The sequence below is a fragment of the Actinoplanes sp. L3-i22 genome (assembly GCF_019704555.1).
Classification (GTDB): domain Bacteria; phylum Actinomycetota; class Actinomycetes; order Mycobacteriales; family Micromonosporaceae; genus Actinoplanes.
This window is the reverse complement of sequence record NZ_AP024745.1, coordinates 5,582,129-5,596,187: the sequence shown is the minus strand read 5'-3', so window position 1 is coordinate 5,596,187 and position 14,059 is coordinate 5,582,129. Positions and strand designations below refer to the sequence as shown.

At 71.9% G+C, this 14,059-nt stretch carries 14 protein-coding genes; 11 read left to right on the top strand and 3 right to left on the bottom strand.

Going from position 1 to position 14,059, the window contains the following annotated elements; translation table 11 throughout:
• Positions 1–11: 11 nt before the first annotated feature.
• From L3i22_RS24855 to L3i22_RS24830, 6 genes are all read left to right on the top strand, one after another.
• Entirely contained in the window at positions 12–677 is a 666-nt protein-coding gene (locus L3i22_RS24855; RefSeq protein WP_221330620.1) for a hypothetical protein, read from the top strand.
• Between the two features lie 10 nt (positions 678–687).
• A complete protein-coding gene (gene hxsD, locus L3i22_RS24850) occupies positions 688–993 on the top strand; it encodes a His-Xaa-Ser system protein HxsD (RefSeq protein WP_221329351.1) in 306 nt (101 codons plus the stop codon).
• On the top strand, positions 990–2,438 hold the full coding sequence (gene hxsB, locus L3i22_RS24845) for a His-Xaa-Ser system radical SAM maturase HxsB (RefSeq protein ID WP_221329350.1): 1,449 nt from the start codon (positions 990–992) through the stop codon (positions 2,436–2,438). The genes hxsD and hxsB overlap by 4 nt, the downstream gene beginning before the upstream one ends.
• Positions 2,435–3,580 carry a His-Xaa-Ser system radical SAM maturase HxsC gene (gene hxsC / locus L3i22_RS24840; RefSeq protein WP_221329349.1) on the top strand — a complete coding sequence of 382 codons (1,146 nt, stop codon included), beginning with the start codon at positions 2,435–2,437 and terminating at the stop codon, positions 3,578–3,580. The genes hxsB and hxsC overlap by 4 nt, the downstream gene beginning before the upstream one ends.
• A gap of 270 nt (positions 3,581–3,850) precedes the next feature.
• On the top strand, positions 3,851–4,057 hold the full coding sequence (locus tag L3i22_RS24835) for an RICIN domain-containing protein (RefSeq protein WP_221329348.1): 207 nt from the start codon (positions 3,851–3,853) through the stop codon (positions 4,055–4,057).
• Positions 4,058–4,185: 128 nt separating this feature from the next.
• The gene (locus L3i22_RS24830; RefSeq protein ID WP_221329347.1) at positions 4,186–4,389 is read left to right on the top strand and encodes a hypothetical protein; all 204 of its coding nucleotides are present in this window, start codon (positions 4,186–4,188) and stop codon (positions 4,387–4,389) included.
• Positions 4,390–4,445: 56 nt separating this feature from the next.
• Here L3i22_RS24830 and L3i22_RS24825 read toward each other — a convergent pair whose 3' ends face one another.
• Together L3i22_RS24825 and L3i22_RS24820 are read right to left on the bottom strand one after the other, a co-directional pair.
• Positions 4,446–5,612, bottom strand: a complete 1,167-nt coding sequence (locus L3i22_RS24825) for an erythromycin esterase family protein (RefSeq protein ID WP_221329346.1) — start codon at positions 5,610–5,612, stop codon at positions 4,446–4,448.
• A 71-nt stretch (positions 5,613–5,683) separates the two neighbouring features.
• Positions 5,684–6,262: a TetR/AcrR family transcriptional regulator gene (locus L3i22_RS24820; protein ID WP_221329345.1), complete on the bottom strand. Its 579-nt coding sequence runs from the start codon at positions 6,260–6,262 to the stop codon at positions 5,684–5,686.
• 92 nt (positions 6,263–6,354) lie between these two features.
• Between L3i22_RS24820 and L3i22_RS24815 the strand changes: the two genes are divergently transcribed.
• The 3 genes from L3i22_RS24815 (at position 6,355) to L3i22_RS24805 (ending at position 9,067) form a co-directional block, all read left to right on the top strand.
• A complete protein-coding gene (locus L3i22_RS24815; RefSeq protein ID WP_221329344.1) occupies positions 6,355–6,801 on the top strand; it encodes a DUF1772 domain-containing protein in 447 nt (148 codons plus the stop codon).
• Between the two features lie 24 nt (positions 6,802–6,825).
• Entirely contained in the window at positions 6,826–7,881 is a 1,056-nt protein-coding gene (locus L3i22_RS24810; RefSeq protein WP_221329343.1) for an FAD-binding oxidoreductase, read from the top strand.
• A gap of 172 nt (positions 7,882–8,053) precedes the next feature.
• Positions 8,054–9,067, top strand: a complete 1,014-nt coding sequence (locus tag L3i22_RS24805) for a LacI family DNA-binding transcriptional regulator (protein WP_221329342.1) — start codon at positions 8,054–8,056, stop codon at positions 9,065–9,067.
• 3 nt (positions 9,068–9,070) lie between these two features.
• On the opposite strand, the gene L3i22_RS24800 is transcribed toward L3i22_RS24805, so the two are convergent.
• Positions 9,071–10,084: a glycoside hydrolase family 26 protein gene (locus tag L3i22_RS24800; protein ID WP_221329341.1), complete on the bottom strand. Its 1,014-nt coding sequence runs from the start codon at positions 10,082–10,084 to the stop codon at positions 9,071–9,073.
• 217 nt (positions 10,085–10,301) lie between these two features.
• Between L3i22_RS24800 and L3i22_RS24795 the strand changes: the two genes are divergently transcribed.
• Positions 10,302–11,072, top strand: coding sequence for a glycoside hydrolase family 16 protein (locus tag L3i22_RS24795; RefSeq protein WP_221329340.1), 771 nt, complete (start codon positions 10,302–10,304; stop codon positions 11,070–11,072).
• A gap of 779 nt (positions 11,073–11,851) precedes the next feature.
• Positions 11,852–14,038: an ATP-binding protein gene (locus tag L3i22_RS24790; RefSeq protein ID WP_221329339.1), complete on the top strand. Its 2,187-nt coding sequence runs from the start codon at positions 11,852–11,854 to the stop codon at positions 14,036–14,038.
• Positions 14,039–14,059 lie beyond the last annotated feature (21 nt).

The window sequence follows — 14,059 nt, the reverse complement described above, 5'->3', positions numbered from 1 at the left end:
GCGTCGCGGGAGTGCGACGCGCGTTCCTCGTGCCCGTCTCCGCGGTACTGACCGCGCTGATCCCCGGCGCACCGGCCTCGGCGGCGCTGCCTCCTCCGCCGCCGGTCCGGCTGGTAACCGCCCGCGACGAGGAGGGCGGCAGGCCGCTGCTGGCGCTGCCGCCGTCGAACTCGGAGATCGGGGAGCACGAGGCGCACGCGCTGCACGGCTCGCACTCGTCGCACAGCTCGCACTCGTCGCACTACTCGGGGCACTCCTCCCACACCTCGCACTTCTCATCGGTGAACCCCGACTATCCGGACCTGCCGGACTACGACGACGATGACGACGGCCTGTACGACGAGCCGGAGCCCACCGAGACCACCGAACCGACGCCGAGCCCCACTCCGTCGAAGAAGCGCTCCAGGAAGCCGTCGCCGTCACCCACCACCGAATCGCCGTCGCCGTCGCCGTCGCCGACTCAGTCACCGTCTCCGTCTCCGCCGGAGACCAGCGAGACGCCGAGTCCGAGCCCGACACCCACCACCACCAGCCCGGTCGTGACGGTCCGGCCCACCCCTCGGATCGAGCCCGAACCGGCGTCGCACGCCGGATGGAGTGCCGCCTGCCTGGCCGCGATGCTGATCTCGGCGGCCGGGGTCGGCTACTGGGTGCTGCGATCGAAGCGGCGCCGCTGAGAGGATGACGATGACCGACCGACCCCAGCCCGCACCCGACGCCGTGATCGTTCTCGACGCGGCCGCCCACCCGATCGACGCGGTGCAGCGCGCCGCCTACCGCTTCAGCGACGTCTTCACCGTCGAGGTGTCCGGCAGCGGCGACGAGATCAGCTGCCGTCTGTTCGCCCGGGACCGGTGGTCGCCGCGGTGGGCGCACGATTTCCGCGCCGAGGTGCTCGACCAGGTACTGCGGGCGCGGATCCGCGCGGAGACCGAGCAGGTGCGCAACGTGGTGCTCGCGGTCGCGTTCTCGAGGACGGGGCTCAGCGGATGAGGGATCGGATTCCGGCGGCCACCGCCGGCGGCCGGCAGTTGCAGTTCCTGCCGCTGCGCTTCGAGCGCTGGGATGACGGGCGGGTGCTGCTGACGAACATGGTCGGCGAGCACCTGTTCGTCGACGGCCCGGAATTCGAGGCGCTGTCGCAACGACGGCTCACCGACCCGGCGCTGATCCGGCGCCTGCGCGCCAAGCATCTGGTGCGGCTGCCCGGCGAGCAGTTGCCGGTCGATCTGCTGGCCGTCAAGTACCGCACCCAGCATCAGCGCCTCGCCGACTCGACCAGCCTGCATCTGTTCGTGGTCACGCTGCGGTGCGAGCACTCCTGCGCCTACTGCCAGGTGTCGCGGCGGAACCTGGCGCACACCGGCTTCGACATGACGCCGGAGACCGCGCGGGCGGCGGTCTCGATGGCCTTCCGGTCACCGTCGCCGCGGCTGAAGTTCGAATTCCAGGGCGGCGAGCCCCTGCTCAACATGCCGGCCGTCCGGCTCGTCGTCGAAGAAGCCGAACGAATCAACGGTACGGAGGGACGCCGTCTCGCCTTCGTCATCGCCTCCAACCTCGCCCTGCTCGACGACGAGGTGCTCGCCTTCGCGCAGCGGCACGACGTGTCGTTCTCGACCTCGCTCGACGGCCCGGAGGATCTGCACAACCGGAACCGGCCGCGCCCCGGGCGGGACAGCCGGCAGCGGACGCTGACCGCGGTCGCACACATCCGCGAGCAGCTGGGGCACGACCGGGTCAGCGCGCTGATGACGACGACGGCGGGTAGCCTCGGCCGGGTCCGCGAGATCATCGACAGCTATCTGGAGAACGGTTTCCGGCACATCTTCCTGCGGCCGGTCTCGCCGTACGGGTTCGCGAGGCGCCTGAGTCGTCGCCGGGCGTACGACGTCGACGCCTGGGCCGACTTCTACACCGAGGGCATGGAGTACATCCTCGAACTCAACGCGCGCGGCGTGCCCGTCGTGGAGACGTACTCGGCGATCGTGCTGAAGAAGATGCTCACCAACGACAGCCCGGGCTACGTGGACCTGACCTCGCCGGCCGGGATCGGCATCGGGGCGCTGGTCTACAACTACGACGGCGCGGTCTACGCCTCCGACGAGGGCCGGATGCTGGCCGAGTCCGGCGACTTCACGTTCCGGCTCGGGCAGCTCGGGCAGGACTCGTACGCCGATCTGATGACGTCGGCGGCGCTGCTGGACCCGCTCGAGGAGTCCTACACCGGGAGCGTGCCGATGTGCTGCGACTGCGCCTTCGAGCGGTACTGCGGGGCCGACCCGGTGTTCCACCACACGACCGCGGGCGATCCGGTGGGCCGCAAGCCGGAGTCCGCGTTCTGCCGGCGCAACAAGGCCGTCTTCCGGTTCCTGCTGGACCGCTACACCTCGGACCCGCATGCCCGAGAGCTGTTCCGCGCCTGGGCGGCACGATGATCGCACTTCGCGGGCGGGCCCGGTCGGCCTCGCTGGACGGCCCGCTGCGCCGGGAGCTGTGGCGCCTGGTCGACGGCCCGGCGCGGCAACCGGACGAGGCGACGCTCGGTGACGGGCCGGCCGGGCTACGCGTGCGGCACGCTCACCACGACGCCGCCCCGCGCGGCAACGAGATCGTTCTGCCGCCGCACCTGGGACACCTCGGCGCCGGCGACATCATCGCGGTCTCACCGACCGGCGACCGGGTCGAGGTGATGTGGCGGCCGCGCTCGCGGCACAACAGCATCCTGCTGACCGAGCGCTGCGACAACTACTGCCTGATGTGCTCCCAGCCGCCGAAACGGCACGACGACTCCCGCCTCCTCGACCGCGCCGGCGAGCTGATCCGGATGCTGCCCGCCGACACCCCTGAACTGGGCCTGACCGGCGGCGAGCCAACCGTGTACGGCGACGGTCTGCTCGCCCTGCTCCGGCTGATCCACTCCGAGCTGCCCGGCACCGAGGTCCACCTGCTGTCCAACGGCCGGCGCTTCGCCGACGCCGGGTTCACCGCCGACTACGCCCGGGCCGGCAACCCGCGGTTGATGGCCGGCATACCGCTGTTCGGTCCCGAGCCGGCCCTGCACGACTTCGTCGTCCAGGCGAGCGGGGCGTTCGACCAGACGGTCACCGGGATCCTGCGGCTCGGCGAGCTCCGGCAGCGCGTCGAGATCCGGGTCGTGCTGCAGAAGCACACCGCGCCCGCCGTCGTCGAGATCGCCGAGTTCATCGCCCGCAACCTGCCCTTCGTCGAGAAGGTCGCCCTGATGGGCCTGGAGGTGACCGGACTGGCCCGGGCGAACCTCGACGACGTGTGGGTCGACCCGTTCGACTACCGCGCCGAGCTGGCCGAGGCGGCCCTGCTGCTCAAACACGCCCGGGTGCGCACGCAGATCTACAACCACCAGCTATGCCTGCTGGACCACCGGGTGCGCCGGATGGCCGTGCGCTCGATCAGCGACTGGAAGAACGAGCACATCCCCGCGTGCGCCGGCTGCGCCGTACGCGAGGAATGTGGTGGTTTCTTTGTCTCGTCCCGGCATCGCCGCAGCGCCCACATCCGGCCGCTGCCCAGCCCCTCGGCCGATGGCCACCACGCCTGAAACGTCAGGGACAGCGCACCCCGTAGATCGGCGCTGGCCGATATCATGCACGGCGATCATCATCGGGATCGACCCGCTGGAGGAAGCCTTGCCTGTACGCCGGATCGCTTCGTTCGCCGCGGCGGCCCTGCTCGGAACAGCCGGATCAGTGGTCGGGGGCGATGCCGCGCAGGCCACCGCGGCTACACGACCTTCCGGAACGCCTGGAACCCGAGCTGGCCGGCGCTGACCATCAACAGTGGCGCCTCGACCACCACCAAACCGGCGATCGTGTGGACCTACGGCGCCGGCAACACCGACCAGCAGTGGACCCTGCTCGCCACCGACGTCTACAACGTGTACAAGCTGTTGAACCGGCACAGTGGCAAATGCCTGGCGATCGGCAACGCCGCGACCGCGGGTGGCGAGCAGGCGATCGAGTGGACCTGCGAGGCGAACCACCCGGAACAGGAGTGGCGGATCGTCGACGACCGGTAGTGACGACCGCGGACCTGAATGGTTTGCCGGCCGACACCCGGGAATTGCGGTAATGCCGAGGCGCTGGCGCGGCAGCACTAATGTCGGATCGTCTTGATGCAACTCGGATGATCGGAGCGTGCCAGCACATGGAACCGCACAAGGATCCTGCCCAGCCGGCTGACGCGGCGGCGCCCGAGGGCCTGGAGGGTTGGCTGCGAGACCTGCGCACCGAGGTCGCGGCCGACCCGACGGGCTGGGCCGACCCCGAGGGCGACCCCGCGGGCGAGCCCCCGGCCCCGCCCGCACCCACCGAAGCGCGCGGCGGCGGCCGGCACCGGGCCGCGGACTGACCGAGGGTCGCGGCTGAACGCCGTACGGCGAAATCGTCTTTTGCTCGTGAAATGGTTTATCCGTTGAGTTCGCGCACGTCCCGGGCGTGTTTGAGGAAGACGATGCCGTCGATCGTGTCCAGGTGGGCCGGGTCGAGCGGGAAGTAGGCGAAGTCCGCCGACACCCGTGCGGCGGTGCCGGCGACCTCCGGAGCCAGGCGGTGCGTGTCGACCAGCGCGGTGTCCCACGGCAGCGTGGCCAGCAGGCCCTCGACCGTGTCGCCCGGCGGGACGTCGTCACCGACGGTGCCGAACGCGGTGGCCAGGAACGCGAACCGGTCGCCCAGGCGGGCCGACAGGATCGCTCCGGCGCTCCACATCCGGACCTCGTGCTCGCCGAGCGACATGACGCTCTGCCGGCGCTGCAGGTGCAGGTTGTGGGTGAAGACCAGGGCCGGACCGTGCTCGGCCACCGCGAGCAGGTTCGCGGCCATCATCGCGTCCCGCAACCCGGACAGCCGCGAGATCCGGGCGGGGGACGTGTCGGCCATCCAGTGGTGGTAGCGGAGCAGGCCGACGGCGGTACGGCCGTAGCGCCGCGCCCGTTCCCGATCCCGCGCGCTCAGCCCGGGCAACTGGGTGTCCAGCAGCGCCAGCAGGTCGTCGGCGAGCACCCGCAGCCGCCGCGCGTCGGCGGACTGCCCGATCGACCGGGCCGGGTCCATCACCGTGGCCGGATCCGACCAGCGCTCGTCCGGGCCGAGCAGCGCGTCGAGGCTCTCCCGGGTGCCCGGCGGGTCGTCGAGGAGGTCGTAGAGGGCGGTCAACGCCTCCCGCGGGCTCGCCGCCCAGTATTCCAGCGGGCCGTCGAAGCCGAAGAACCGCAGCTCGCCGTCGTGGTCCTGGTTGTACGCCCGCATCCAGCGCACCAGCTCGCGGTTGCCCGGGGCGGTGCCGAACCGGTGGCTGAAGCCGCGCTCCAGCACGTCGTCGAGGGTGCCCGCCCCGGTCGTGACGTAGTCGTCGACGATCGTGCCGAGCAGGCAGTCGCTCTCGACCGCCAGGGACCGGTAGCCCTCGTGCTCGACCAGGTGCCGGAAGATGTCGTTGCGGACCTCGCCGAGCTCGCCGACGAAGTGCCGCGGCTCGCCCAGGCCGAGCAGGTCGGGCCGGGCCGGGAGCGAGTGGAGGAATGCCGAGAGGCCGGCGCCGTCGAGGGGCCGGGCCACGTCCTGGATGTCCATTCCTTGAACCGTATCGTTGAACCCTCGGTGTAGGGTTCCCGGATTTCAGCTGGGCATCGTTCCCAAAAGCCTCAAATGACGGCCAGCCGATCCACCAGCAGCGCCATCCGCCGCTCGCCGTCCGCCGCCGGCAGCCGCCCCGCCCGGGTCAGCGTCGCCAGCCCGTGCAACCCGGCCCAGAACAGCTCGGTGAACAGCCCCGGGTCCACGCCCTCGCCGGCGACCGCACCGAGACTCTCCAGCAGCGCGGCGAAAGCGTCCTTCAACGGCTCCGGTGTCTCCGCCCGCGCGAACGCCAGGCCGCCGTCGAGCTGGAACATCGCGTCGTAGACCGCCGGGTTGCGCGCGGCGTAGTCGAGGTAGGCGCGGGCGAGGGCGAGGACCCGGTCGCGCGGCCCCGCCGCGGCGGAGGTCGCGGCGCGCAGCGCGACGGCCATCTCGGCGGCACCCTGCAGGGCGACCGCGCCGATGATCTCGCGCTTGCCCCGGAAGTGGCTGTAGAGCACGGGCTGGCTGTACTCGATGCGCTCGGCGAGCCGGCGGGTGGTGACCGCGTCCCAGCCCTGCTGCTCGGCGAGCTCGCGGGCGGTCGCCACGATCAGGCGCTCGCGGTCGGCCCGTTCGCGCTCCTTGCGTTCCGGTATCGGCATGAAGAAATCCTAGCACCGCTAGACAACCGAGCGACAGTAGAGCTAGCGTTGCCATGACAGCTATCAATGCTAGATATTTAGGAGCGGTCACCATGCTCAACGCACTCCAGGTGTTCACCACCGTGGTCGTCGGCGTGATGGTGGGTGTCGAGTTCTCCGTCGCCTTCGTCATCAACCCGATCCTCAACGCCCTTCCCGACGAGAGCCTGGTCCTCGGCCGCGCCCACGGCGGCCGGATGCTCGGCGCGGTGATGCCGTTCTGGTACCTCGGCTCGCTCGCCCTGGTCACGGTGTGGGCCGTCGCCGGACGGCACGACCAGGGCACCGGTCTGGTGGTCGTCGCCGGCGGCCTGCTGCTGCTCAGCGTGATCATGTCGATCGCGCTGCTCGTCCCGATCAACAACCGCAGCAAGACCTGGACCCCGGAGACCCGGCCGGCCGACTGGAAGCAGCAGATGATCCGCTGGGACCGGTTCCACTACGGCCGCATCGCGATCATCATCGGCGCCTTCGCCCTACTGGTCGCCGCCCTCGCCTGACGCGCCGCTGATAGCGTCGCCGGCATGAGGGTCGCGGTGATCGGTGCCGGTGTCGTCGGGCTGTCGACGAGTGTGGCGTTGCTCCGGCGGGGCGTCGACGTCGTCTGTTACGAGGCCGGTGCGCCGATGGGCGAGCGGTCCGCCGGCGACACCCGGATCTTCCGGCTGGCGCACCTCTTCCCGGACATGGTCGAGCTGGCCGCCCGCTCCCGGTCGCTGTTCAGCGGTTGGCGCGAGCGGGCCGGCACCACCCTGGTCGAGCCGGTCGGCACGGTGGTCAGCGGCGCCGGCGCCGGCCGGTGGGCGGACGCGATGGCCGCGGCCGGCGCGCCCCACGAGCTGGTCGAGCCCGGATCGCCCCGGCTGCGCCTGCCCTCCCCCACGTTCGCAGGTCCGGCGCTGCTCGACCCGAGCGGCGGCGTGATCCGGGTCGACCGGATCCGAGCTTTCCTGGTCGAGGCGATCGGCGATCACTTGCGGTCCGCCCGGGTCGAGGCCGTCGAGCAAACCCCTTCCGCCGTACGGGTGAGGTCCGGCCCCGAGTCCGACACGTTCGACACGGTCGTGCTCTGCGCGGGCGCGGGCACCCCCGGCCTCGCCGCCGGCACCGGTCTCGACGTCCCGGCCGCCCTCGAACACCACCTGCGGGTCAGCTTCCCGATCCGGCCGGGTGCCCCGGAGCCGTTGCAGTGCTGGATCACCGAGGAGGCGGACGGCGTGCTCGGCACCTACCAGCACCTGGCCGCCGCCGGCACCTGGGCGGTCGGCGGCGACGTGGCCGGCGAGCTGGTCCACTGGGCGAACGGCCGGCCGGCCGCCGAGCAGGCGTCGGTGCGGGCCCTGACCGCCTACGCCGCCGAGCACCTGCCGTTCGTCGAGCCCCGGCCGGTCGCCACCGTCTACTGCACACACAATCCTGATCTCGGGGACGGTCTGCAGTTCGTACGCCAGGGGCGGGTCCTCGCTCTACACGGCGAGAACCTGATGAAGTTCGCGCCGCTGCTGGGCGATCTGCTCGCCCAGGCCGCCGTCGACGGATCCACCCCACCGGACGCCGGCCCGAACGCCACCACCCGGTGACGAGCCGGCCCGGAGCGGTCCGGCCTACCGACCGACCTTGTCCTGGCCCGCCCTTCGCCCGCCGAGCCCCGAGGGTGTCAGCTTTGCATGTGGTGGCGCGGCTACTTAGGATCGCCGGAGACCGGGCGCCGGAGTGCCGCCGGTCGCCGGGTCGAGCGCGAGGGGGCCACGAGTGCCGTCGTCCGCCGAGTCCCGGCCACCCACGCTCGACGAGGTCGCCGCGCGGGCGGGCGTGTCCCGGACCGTCGTCTCCCGGGTGGTCAACAACGGCCCGCACGTCAGCCGGGCCAAGCGGGACGCGGTCGAGAAGGCCATCCGCGAGCTCGGGTACACCCCGAACCGGGCGGCCCGGTCGCTGGTCACCCGCCAGTCCGGCGTGGTGGTGCTGGTGGTCTCCGGGGACGGGCCCGAGGTGTTCGCGGACCCGTTCTTCGCGCAGATCATCGTCGGGGCGTCGGCCACCCTGGAGAAGACCCCGCTGCACCTGATGCTCAGCCTGGCCACCCCCACCCACGGCCGGCAGCGGCTGCGGGACTTCCTGCAGACCCGGGGCGCCGACGGGGTGATGCTGGTGGCGATGCGCGGCGACGACCCACTGATCACCATCGCCGAGCGGTCCGGGCTGCCGACCGTCTTCGTCGGGCTGCCGCTGAACGGGACGCCGCCCAGCTACGTCGAGGTCGACAACGCCGGCGGCTCGCGGGCGGCGACCGAGCACCTGCTCCGCGGTGGCCGCCGGCGGATCGTGATGATCACCGGGCCGGAGGACACCTCGGTCGGCCGGGAACGTCGTCGCGGGTTCACCGAGGCGCTGCTGCTCGCCGGGCTCGCGCCGTACGCGATCGAGCCCGGCGACTTCCTGCAGGACGGCGGCGCCACGGCGATGCGCGCGCTGCTGAGCACGCATCCGGACCTGGACGCCGTGGTCGCCGCGAACGACAACATGGCGGCCGGGGCCCTGCGGGTGCTGCGGGACGCCGGCCGTTCGGTGCCCGGGGACGTGGCCGTGGTGGGTTTCGACGATCAGCCCATCGCGATGCACACCGATCCCAAGCTGACCACCGTCTACCAGCCGGTGCAGGCGCTGGGCCGGGAAGCCGCCCGGATGCTCGTCGACCTGCTGGACGGCGCGAAGCCGGAACCGTTCATCCTGCCGACGAGATTGATCGTGCGCGAGTCGGCCTGACCGTCATCGACAGGCGATCCGGGCCAGCTCGTGACCGCGCCCGTGCATGTATCCGCGGTTGACCCAGCGGGTGAACGCGGCGAGCGCGGCCGGCGAGGAGCCCGGCGACCAGGGCTCTTCCTTGATCACGTCGAAGTAGGTCAGCAGTCGCAGGTCGGGATAGGCGCCCGAGCGCAGCATCGCGTCCATCTGCTCGATCCACTGCGCCTTGTCCCCGCCGTCCTCGGTCGACGCGAACTCACCGAGCATCACCGGACGATCAGGAGCGACAACCCGAGCTTTGGCGTACGCCGTGGCGAACGTCGCGTCGAAGCTCGTCCAGTGGTCGCCGGCCGGATCCCAGGACGGGCCGAAGCCCCAGTTGTAGCCGTCGATCCCGACCCAGTCGACGTACGCGTCGCCCGGGTAGGCGGCGGCCGGATCGTTGTAGGGCTCGTCCGGCGACGACCCGTTGTTGAACGCCCAGACCCACTGCACGTTCCGCGCCCCGGCCGCCCGGGCGAGGTCATGCACGTGCCGGTACGCACGTACGTACAGCGAAGGGTCGTTGTTGTTGTTGGCGATGCCCCACGGGTACCAGTTGCCGTTGAACTCGTGTCCCCAGCGGACCAGGATCGGCTCTCGCACGGCGGCGAACTCCCTGGCCCGGGCCTTGATGTAACCGTCCCAGGCGCCGCCGATGACGTCGGCGAGGTGGATCTGGGCGGGGTCGGCCGGGCCGAGGGCGGTGTTCCAGGGCTCCCAGGTGTAGTGCGGCATGATGCCGCGCCGCCACAGCAGCCGGGCCTGCTCGACCGGGAACGCCTGCCCGCTCGCCCAGCTGTCGAACCACATCACGCTGGAGGGCGTGACCCCGTAGAGGCGGCCGGTCTCGGCGGCGATCGCGGTCGGGTCGCCGTCGCGGAACATGCCCAGGTGCCGGGCGTTCTGACGGCCGGCGGCGTGGGCGGCCCCGGGGTCGGCCACCGCCAGGGCCACCGCTGCCGCCGCCGAACCCAGTAGTGCTCGCCTGCGCATACTGCCTCCCGAATCGCCGTGAGAGCGCTCTCTCCTGAAATTGGGAGCGCTTCCGGTGACAAGGTAGAACTCGCCTCCATCGATGTAAAGGGCGAGATCCCACTACCTCGGCTGCGCTTGACATTTGTTGCCGTCGGGTTACAAGCTCGTCATCGATGTAGCTGCATCGCTGATTGGAAGCGCTTCCAATTCTCCCCCCACAGAACTGGAGACAGCTGTGTCCATCCCCCGAACCCGCGCTTGGACGGCGCTCGCCGGCGCCACCCTCGGCCTGGTCACCGCCCTGACCGGCCCGGCCGCGATGCCGGCCCAGGCCGCCATCGGCGGCAGCTTCACCGACAACTTCGACAGCTTCAACACCGGCCGCTGGTACAAGGCCGACGGCTACAGCAACGGGAGCATGTTCAACGTCGGCTGGCGGGCCGACCACGCCGTGGTCGGCGGCGGCGTGATGAGTCTCAACCTGGACAACCAGCCCTGCCCGGGCGGGTGCTCCGGCAAGCCGTACGCCTCGGGCGAGTACCGCACCACCGACCTGTACTCGTACGGCCGCTTCGAGGCGCGCCTGAAAGCCGTCAAGAACCCGGGCACCGTGACCTCGTTCTTCACCTACACCGGGCCGAGCGACAACCAGCCCTGGGACGAGATCGACGTCGAGATTCTCGGCAAGAACACCACCCAGATGCAGGTCAACTACTTCACCAACGGTGTCGGCGGCCACGAGAGCGTGATCAACCTGGGCTTCGACGCCGCGGCCGGGTATCACAACTACGCCTTCGAGTGGTGGAACGGCGGCACCATCAACTGGTTCGTCGACGGCGCGCTCGTCCACCAGGAGAACGGCTCGCGCGGGCCGCTGCCCACCCACCCGCAGCGGATCATGATGAACCTCTGGCCCGGCATCGGGGTCGACAGCTGGCTGCAGCCGTTCACCTACCCGGGCCGGCTGACCGCCGGTTACGACTGGGCCAAGTACACCAAGTACTGATCGGCCGGATTCTCACGCGCTCGTCGCGGCACGCGTGGCCGCCCTGCCGGCGCGGAGACGGGCCGGCTGGTGCGGACAGGACGAGGGCCCCGGCGCGGATGCGCCGGGGCCCGGGATTTTACGAGTTGACTACACCATCGACCGACGCGTTCGTCGGCTTGTCGTGTCCACACCGGCCGCCGATTTCAGCGGCTTGCGGCGCGAGGATCGCGTAAGCGTGACCGAAGACCACCTCTCGTTCAGTGGAAACTGCGGTGTCCGCCGAGAACCGGAAAGCGTCCTCGCAGCGGGCGATCCAACGGTGGCGAACCCTCCCTTTCCTCTGCTTGCATTACCTGTCGTGCCACCTGCCGGTGACGGAGCCCCACGCCAACTCCATGGCCCCGCACACGTGCGGCAGATCTTCCTTCACCAGGCCGGGCCCCGAACGTGCATCAGCCCTGCCTGGGTGCCCTGACCTGGAATTTCGTCAAGGTCTTGCCGTGCCTGACCGGGTGAAGCAATGCGCTCCACCGCGATGCCGAACGAGCCACGAACAATCCGGGCCCTGCTTGACGTCCGACAGGTCTTCGTCTGCGTGGTTCACAGATCTTCGCTCTCAACAAGAAGAACGTTAGCCCGCCTCCACGAGAATGTCTAGTCCGACCGACATAGATTTTCTCCCCGACCAACTCAGATTTTCTCCGCAAGAAGTCTCAGGTTCGACGCCGGCGCGGCCACCTCCGACCAGCCGTGTGGCGGATCTCTACCCTGATGCCACGCGAGCAAAGGACGGGCCGGTGCGAATCGTCGGGCGACGACGGGAACAGGCAGCGGTGCTGCAACTGCTCGATCGGGCCGCGGCCGGCATCGGCGGGCACCTGGTCCTGACCGGACCGGCGGGGGCCGGCAAGACGACGCTGGCCCGGTTCGCCGCCGCCGAGGCCACGGCCCGCGGAATCCCGGTCGAGCCCGCGGACGGCTTCCGCGGGCCACGGCTGATCGTGCTCGAGGACGCCGACGAGAACCTGATCGCCGGGGCCGCGAGCGATTCGGCCGCGATCCTGGCGACGGCCCGCGAGCCGCTGGGCCTGCCGCCGGAGCTGCGCCTGACCGGACTGCCGGAGCCGGATCTCGCCGACCTGTTCCCGGCGCTGAGCCCGGCCGGCGTCCACGCCCTGTGGCTGGTCTCCGGCGGCCTGCCCGGCCCCGCGCTCGCCCACGCGGCCGACGTCGCGGGGCTGGCGCCGCAGGCCGACCCGGTCGTCGAGCTGGCCCTGGCGCTGCCGTCCCGCGCCGAAATCCTGCAACTCGACGCCGGCCTGCTGCGGCTGCTCGAGGAGGCCGTCCGGCGCCCGGGCGATCCCGGCACCGGGGCCCGGCTCCGGGCCCGGCTCGCCCGGGAGTTGCTGGGCGACCAGTCGGCGGCGCGACGGCGGCAGGAGCTGGTGGACGAGGCGCTGACGGTGGCCCGCGACCACGGCGACCCCGCGGTGCTCGCCGAGGTGCTCGACCACCGGCTGCACGCGCTGTGGGATCCGGCCGCCGCCCACGAGCGGCTGGCCACCGCCGTCGAGATCGTGGACCTGGCCCGGACGGCGGGTGACGCCGGGACCGAACGGCGCGGACTGTTCTGGAGCTTCGTCGCCTGGGCCGAGCTCGGCCGGCTCGACCACGCGGAAGCGGCCTTGACCGCGTACGCCCGCGCCGGTGAACTCGCCGGCGACGCCGAGGCCGCGGTCGTCGTGGACACCCGGCAGGCCATGCTCGCCACCGTCCGCGGGCGCTTCGAGCCGGCGTTGCGCCTGGCCGACCGGGTCGCGGTCCGCGGGCGGCGGGCCGGGATCGCGGACACTGATCGCCTGGTCGCGTCGCTGCGGGGCCGGGTGGCGCTGCTGCGCCGGCCCGCCGACGCCGAGCCCGAGGGCCTGCTGGAACTGGCCCGCCGGCTGCCGGGGCACTTCTTCGAGGCGAGCGCGGCCCGGGTCCTGGCCGAGCTCGGCCGCGACGCCGAGGCCGGCCTGGAACTGGACCGCTTGCTGCCCGCGGTGCTGGCCGGTTCGGGTCCGCGCTGGCTGGGCGCGGTGGCCGACCTCGCGGCGGTCGCGGCCCGCTCCGGGGATCCGGCCGCCGCCCAGGCCCTGTACGACGCGCTGCTCCCCTACCAGGGCCGGCTCGTCACCTGGGGTGGCGCCAACGCGCTCACCGGGCCGGTCGACGACTACCTGGGCCGGCTCGCCGCCCGGCTGGGGCGCCACGACCTCGCGGTGTCCTGGTTCGACCGCGCGGTCGAGTCGGAACAGCGCATCGGCGCACTGCCGTGGCTCGCCGCGACGCTGGCCGCGCGGGCCGCGGTGCTGCCGGACCGCGACCGGGCCGAGCGGGACCGGGCCCGGGCCCGGGAGATCACCCGGCGCCTGGGCATGGGGCCGGCCCCGGCCGACGGGCGCTGGGGACTGATCCGGGACGGCGACGGCTGGCAGCTGACCGCCGGGACCGAGAGTGCCGGCCTCCGGGACGCTCGGGGCGTCGGCTTTCTGCGTACCCTGCTGGCCGCGCCCGGTTCGGAGATCGCCGCGCTGGACCTGGTCGCGGGCGGGGCCGGGCTGCGGGTACCGGCCGCCGGGCCGGTGCTGGACGAGACCGCCCGCCGGGCCTACCGGCGCCGGCTGACCGAGATCGATCAGCGGTTGGCCGCGGCCGACCGCGCCGGTGATCCGGACGGTGGTGCGGCGGCGCAGGCCGAGCGGGGCGCCCTGGTGGCCGAGCTGCGCCGCGCGACCGGGACCGGCGGCCGGGCCCGGACCGTCTCCGACGAGGCCGAACGCGCCCGGGTCAACGCCACCCGGGCGCTGCGGGCGACGGTACGGCGGATCGAGCGGGTCGCGCCGCTGGCCGGCGCCCATCTGAGTGCCTCGCTGCGGACCGGCCGGATGTTCGAGTACCGGCCGATGCCGGACGGGCCGCCCGGCTGGCGGCTGAGCTGAGACGGCCGTCACGAACATGTT

What these genes read in the sequence shown, in the direction of transcription:
- L3i22_RS24820 (WP_221329345.1), bottom strand. Translation starts at nt 6,262, where the DNA reads ATGCCGATACCGGAACGCAAGGAGCGCGAACGGGCCGACCGCGAGCGC.
- hxsB (WP_221329350.1), top strand. Translation starts at nt 990, where the DNA reads ATGAGGGATCGGATTCCGGCGGCCACCGCCGGCGGCCGGCAGTTGCAG.
- L3i22_RS24810 (WP_221329343.1), top strand. Translation starts at nt 6,826, where the DNA reads ATGAGGGTCGCGGTGATCGGTGCCGGTGTCGTCGGGCTGTCGACGAGT.
- L3i22_RS24800 (WP_221329341.1), bottom strand. Translation starts at nt 10,084, where the DNA reads ATGCGCAGGCGAGCACTACTGGGTTCGGCGGCGGCAGCGGTGGCCCTG.
- hxsD (WP_221329351.1), top strand. Translation starts at nt 688, where the DNA reads ATGACCGACCGACCCCAGCCCGCACCCGACGCCGTGATCGTTCTCGAC.
- L3i22_RS24830 (WP_221329347.1), top strand. Translation starts at nt 4,186, where the DNA reads ATGGAACCGCACAAGGATCCTGCCCAGCCGGCTGACGCGGCGGCGCCC.
- L3i22_RS24815 (WP_221329344.1), top strand. Translation starts at nt 6,355, where the DNA reads ATGCTCAACGCACTCCAGGTGTTCACCACCGTGGTCGTCGGCGTGATG.
- L3i22_RS24825 (WP_221329346.1), bottom strand. Translation starts at nt 5,612, where the DNA reads ATGGACATCCAGGACGTGGCCCGGCCCCTCGACGGCGCCGGCCTCTCG.
- hxsC (WP_221329349.1), top strand. Translation starts at nt 2,435, where the DNA reads ATGATCGCACTTCGCGGGCGGGCCCGGTCGGCCTCGCTGGACGGCCCG.